Here is a 3,835-nt window from a genome sequence, read left to right on the forward strand (position 1 = left end):
AATAGGGATCTCGAAAAAAGTAATACCCCTCTGGAGGCCACAGACGGCGGGGCCTCCAGAGCACTTTGTCGTTTTTGGACGGAAAATCCCTAGAACCCCTTATCGACGCCTCACCCTACGCAAAAAAGTACACATCCGGCGTCCTGTCCTTTGCCGAAAAGGATTTACCGCCCGGGCAGCGCGAAAAGCTGATGGCGAGCTTTGAACGGGTTCTGATGCCCGGACTCGACAAAGACCAGTACAGCGTGCTGTGGGTTGAGCACCAGGATAAGGGGCGGCTGGAGCTGAACTTCCTGATCCCGAACACGGAGCTGCTGACTGGCAAGCGTCTCCAGCCGTATTACGACCGCGCCGACCGTCCGCGCATTGATGCCTGGCAGACCATCGTGAACGGCAGGCTGGGGCTGCATGACCCGAACGCGCCTGAAAACCGGCGGGCGCTGGTCACGCCGTCCGCGCTGCCGGAAACGAAGCAGGAAGCCGCTCAGGCAATTACACGGGGTTTACTGGCCTTGGCCTCGTCCGGGGAGCTGAAAACCCGCCAGGACGTCACTGAGGCGCTGGAAAGCGCAGGTTTTGAGGTGGTACGCACCACAAAAAGCAGCATCAGCATTGCCGACCCGGACGGGGGGCGAAACATCCGACTGAAGGGAGCCATCTATGAACAGTCTTTTAACGCTGGCGAAGGACTTAGAGCAGAAATCGAAAGCGCAGCAGCAGACTACCGGCGAGATGCTGAAAGCCGCATTCAGCGAGCACGAGAAGTCTGTCAGAGCGGAACTGAGCGAAAGCGAGAAGAGAATCAGCGCCGCCATCCTCGACCACGACCGGAAGCTGTCCTCAGCCATGAGCCAGCGTACGAAAGGGATGCTGCGCATGGTCAGCCAGACGTGGCTGACCATCGTCCTGGTCTCCGTGCTGCTGATCGCCTCGAACGCGGCCATTCTGTGGTGGCAGAGTCAGCAGATACTCGACAATTACGTGAGCATCCGGGAGCAGAAGAGCACGCAGGCGATGCTGTCCGAGCGGAACAGCGGCGTGCAGCTCTCGACCTGCGGCGAGCAGAGACGCCGCTGCGTGAGGGTGAACCCGGAAGCGGGACGGTTCGGAGAGGATTCGAGCTGGATGATACTGGCGGGGAAATAGCACATGACAGAGCTGGAAAAACAGTTGCTGAGCGCATTAGAGCAGCTACAGCAGGACTACTCGAAAAGGCTGGACGAGTGGGAGAGCGCCTTCGCGGAATGGCGGACGATGTCTGGTCTTATGCAACGGGAGAACGCGGCGCTGAGCGAGCGCGTCACGGGCTTGAGCAGGCAGGTGCAGAGTTTGAGCGATCAGCTGCGCCGGTTGTCGAGCGGCTGAATGCCGTCGAGCTGCAGCAGGTGCGGGAGGCGCGGCATCAGAAAGCGCTGGAGCTCGAACGATCACAGCGACAGCGGGTATATCACGGTCCGTCCCTTTGATTCATTTCAGCATAATTCCTGCTGAAATCCTCTCTGCCTGTGTAGTAGATATGTTCTGGTGAAGCTTCGATTATACTATTGATAAATAGCATTTAGATTATAATTTAAGTGCATTCATTATGTTATCTTTAAGAGATTTTTATTATTGGCGTGAACAAGGAATATACACATGCTGTCACTTATTATTATTTTTGTTTTTCTTATCAGTGTATTGTATGCGCATTCTCGCGGTAAAATAAAACAAAAGTTTTCCAGGCAGTTATTTGATCATTCAACATTTATGGCTCCGATAAATATGTTTATGACAGGCTTTTCGAAGCTGCCGTCAAAGCAGGCATGGTTTCCCCCAGAAACATTTCCTGAACTTCAACCATTAATTGATAACTGGCAGGTTATAAGAGACGAAGCTGTTAATTTGCAAGGGCACATTAAATCATCTGAAAAAAATAATGATGCAGGATTTAATACATTTTTTAAGCGCGGTTGGAAGCGCTTTTACCTCAAGTGGTATGGAGATGCTCATCCATCAGCGGAGCGGCTTTGCCCAGTAACAACCCAACTGGTTAGCTCTATTCCCTGTATTAAAGCAGCGATGTTTGCTGAATTGCCTTCAGGAAGCCATTTAGGAAAGCATCGTGACCCTTATGCCGGTTCAGTTCGTTATCATTTAGGATTATCAACACCAAATGATGAACGGTGTTTTATTGAAGTTGATGGTGTACGCCGCAGTTGGCATGATGGTGAAGTGATAATTTTTGACGAAACTTTTGTTCACTGGGCTCAGAATGATACCGAGCAGACACGTATTATTTTGTTCTGTGATATAGAAAGGCCGATGAAGTGGCGGTGGTCACAAAAAATAAATAGGTGGATAGGTGGGGTGCTAATGTCAGCGGCAGCATCACCCAACGATAATAATGACAGGACTGGTGCTATAAATCATTTATTTAAATATGTTAATGCTATTCGTGATGCAGGTCAGAAGCTAAAAAAAAGGAATCGAAAACTATATTATTTGATTAAAAATGGAGTTATTTCTTTGATTTTTGTTTGGCTTGCTGTCTCAGTGTTTAGATGGCTGTGATTTGTTTTTTTCTATTGAGTCATACATAAATTTGGGTCTTCTATGCTCAATGTATGGTTATAGATAAAAATCGCCTGCTAAAAAATTCTATTGAAATCTTTTTAGTAAGAAAGGCCCGAATCTGACGCTCAGCGGGCCTTTCGTGAAGAAGTGCGGCAGTAGACAGATTTCATCTGATCACGTTCATGTGCTGCTGTGCAATTAAGCGTTTCTTTCGGAGCTTTCACGGTATTTCCTTCACGAAACCGGCCGCCATTCACTCTTGTGCATAGCCATGCAGCCGCGCAGAAATTATCAGGGGCGTTTTTCAGGGTTTGGGCCGGGGAAAGGTGCCGGAAACGGCCCTCAGGCCGCAGAAACGCGCTGAGGGGCTCTCAGGGGGTGCGGCCAAGAAGCGTTATGGTAAATACATATTATGGTTATTTATTAGGAGTAACTCTGGGAGAGTGGGCTATGGGATCAGATGTTCAATGGCAGATAGATAATGGTTATTTGGCGCAAGTTATGGGGGATTTTTCGACAGAGTCGCCTAGCTTTGAAACGCCAATGTTTGGGCGATATTTTGATACCTTTCAAGCTGCTATACATGTTGCAAAAGCTTTCCCAGGGAGTACGTTGCAGCCATCAGAGTACGAAGATAAAACTGGGATGCTAATACGTCATTATTATGTGGATTGTCATCCGTATTATGATCGACTCCCTCCTGAAAAAAGCGATAATTTTCAGTATGATGAGTACCCTTCTGCTATTCATGTGGCTGCGTGTATTGATCAAGCTAGCAAAGAACTCGACGAACTATTGTTTGGTGGTGGATATGGGGAAAATGGTGAGGGGCATGCAAGCCCGATAATTTTATATTAGTGTTAGGGGCGGAGGGATATTATCCAATTTGTAAAATGATCTTCTTGAGATCGTTTTGCTCTGCGCGTAATCTCTTGCTCTGAAAACGAAAAAACCACCTGGGGAGGTGGTTTTTCGAAGGTTCAGTAAGTTGGGGAACTTCTGAACCGTGGTAACAGTCTTGTGCGAGACGTGTCACCAAATCTGTCCTTCCAGTGTAGCCGTAGTCCGGCCACCACTTCAAGAACTCTCGATACATCTCTCGCACATCCTGCTTACCAGTGGCTACCGCCAATGGCGATTTTGTCGTGTCTTTCCGGGTTGGACTCAAGTTGATAGTTACCGGAATGGGGTTCTAGGGATTTTCCGTCCAAAAACGACAAAGTGCTCTGGAGGCCGCGCCGTCCGTGGCCTCCAGAGGGGTATTACTTTTCGCTGACGGGTA

4 protein-coding genes and 1 pseudogene are annotated in these 3,835 nt (G+C 49.0%); all 5 read left to right on the forward strand.

Annotated features, from left to right (window positions below):
- Window positions 1-74: 74 nt before the first annotated feature.
- Window positions 75-290: pseudogene (locus ACMWLG_RS25335) on the forward strand (nuclease); the annotation flags it as partial.
- A gap of 370 nt (window positions 291-660) precedes the next feature.
- Entirely contained in the window at window positions 661-1,146 is a 486-nt protein-coding gene (locus ACMWLG_RS25340) for an MbeB family mobilization protein (protein WP_141086899.1), read from the forward strand.
- A 3-nt stretch (window positions 1,147-1,149) separates the two neighbouring features.
- On the forward strand, window positions 1,150-1,365 hold the full coding sequence (locus ACMWLG_RS25345) for an MbeD family mobilization/exclusion protein (protein ID WP_023343075.1): 216 nt from the start codon (window positions 1,150-1,152) through the stop codon (window positions 1,363-1,365).
- 270 nt (window positions 1,366-1,635) lie between these two features.
- Window positions 1,636-2,550, forward strand: coding sequence for a lipid A hydroxylase LpxO (gene lpxO, locus ACMWLG_RS25350; RefSeq protein WP_023343074.1), 915 nt, complete (start codon window positions 1,636-1,638; stop codon window positions 2,548-2,550).
- A 399-nt stretch (window positions 2,551-2,949) separates the two neighbouring features.
- Entirely contained in the window at window positions 2,950-3,411 is a 462-nt protein-coding gene (locus tag ACMWLG_RS25355; protein WP_065707752.1) for a hypothetical protein, read from the forward strand.
- Window positions 3,412-3,835 lie beyond the last annotated feature (424 nt).

It is taken from the genome of Enterobacter sp. 01-M-02-SI-ECC, assembly GCF_047530595.1.
Classification (GTDB): Bacteria; Pseudomonadota; Gammaproteobacteria; order Enterobacterales; family Enterobacteriaceae; genus Enterobacter; species Enterobacter cloacae_M.